This is a genomic window from Cellulomonas biazotea (assembly GCF_004306155.1).
GTDB classification, from domain to species: domain Bacteria; phylum Actinomycetota; class Actinomycetes; order Actinomycetales; family Cellulomonadaceae; genus Cellulomonas; species Cellulomonas biazotea.
Genome location: NZ_BIMR01000404.1, coordinates 1 through 1218, shown reverse-complemented (window position 1 = coordinate 1218; position 1218 = coordinate 1). Strand labels below are relative to the sequence as shown.

Genomic DNA, 1218 nt, shown 5'->3' with positions numbered 1-1218 from the left:
GACGACGTCCGGGCGCGTGCACGACGCGGGCGCGGCGGCGCTTCGAGCGGCGGGCGGGCGACTGCGCGGGCTGGCGGGAGGCGCGTCGGGCGCGGACCACGGCGCCGTCGGCCTCGACGACGCCACCGGGCTCGTGCTCGGTGCCGACGTCGTCCTCGACGGCGTGCTCGGCCTCGGCGGCCAGGGCGGGCTGCGGGGACCTGTGGCCGTCCTCGCCGAGGCGGTCGCCGCCGCGGACGACCGGGCGCGGCCCGTCGTGGTCGCCGTCGACCTGCCGTCGGGCATCGGCGTCGACGACGGCAGCGTCACCGGCACCGTCCTGTCTGCCGACGTCACCGTGACGTTCGGCGGCGCGAAGCCCGGCCTGCTGCTGCCGCCCGCGTCGGCCGCCGCCGGTCGGGTCGAGGTCGTCGACCTCGGCCTGGACCTCGACGGGCGCGCCGACGTCGCCGCGCTCGGGCCGGACGACGTCGCCGCGCTGTGGCCCGTGCCCGCGCGCGCCGCGCACAAGTACATCCGGGGCGTCGTCGGGATCGTCGCCGGGACCCGGACCTACCCCGGTGCCGCGGTCCTCGCGACGAGCGGCGCCGCGCTCGCCGGGGTCGGCATGGTCCGGTACGTCGGCGACGCGGGCGACGCCGTCCTCGCGGCGCGGCCCGAGGTGGTCGTCGGCCCCGGGCGGGTCCAGGCGTGGGTGCTCGGTCCGGGTGTCTCGCCCGACGACGCCGCGCAGCGACGCCGGGTCGTGCGCGCGCTCGACGGCGTGCAGCACCGCGGCGAGGCGGCCGTCGTCGACGCGGGCGGCCTCGAGCTGCTGCCCGAGCGTGTCCCGCCGCACGTCGTGCTCACCCCGCACGCCGGCGAGCTCGCCCGGCTGCTCACCGACCGTGGCGCGGAGGTCTCGCGCGAGCAGGTCGAGGCCGAGCCGCTGCGGTGGGCGCGCGAGGCGCACGACCGCACCGGCGCGACGGTCCTGCTCAAGGGCGCGACGACCGTCGTCGTCGGGTCGCACGGCGCCGTCTACGCGCAGTCCGACGCACCGCCGTGGCTCGCGACCGCCGGCGCCGGAGACGTGCTCGCGGGCGTGCTCGGTGCGGTCCTCGCGGCACGCGTCGACGACGTGCACGACGACGCGACCCTCGCGCCCGCGCTCGCGGCCGCGGCGAGCGTCGTGCACGGCCGCGCGGCCCGGCGCGCCAACCCGGACGGGCCCGTGAC

Annotated in this window: 1 protein-coding gene; it reads left to right on the top strand. The window is 80.0% G+C overall.

The genetic code is table 11. From position 1 onward, the window contains the following. Window positions 1-1218 (top strand): bifunctional ADP-dependent NAD(P)H-hydrate dehydratase/NAD(P)H-hydrate epimerase (locus CBZ_RS19365; RefSeq protein WP_130783080.1); only part of this gene is annotated, 1218 nt, incomplete at both ends.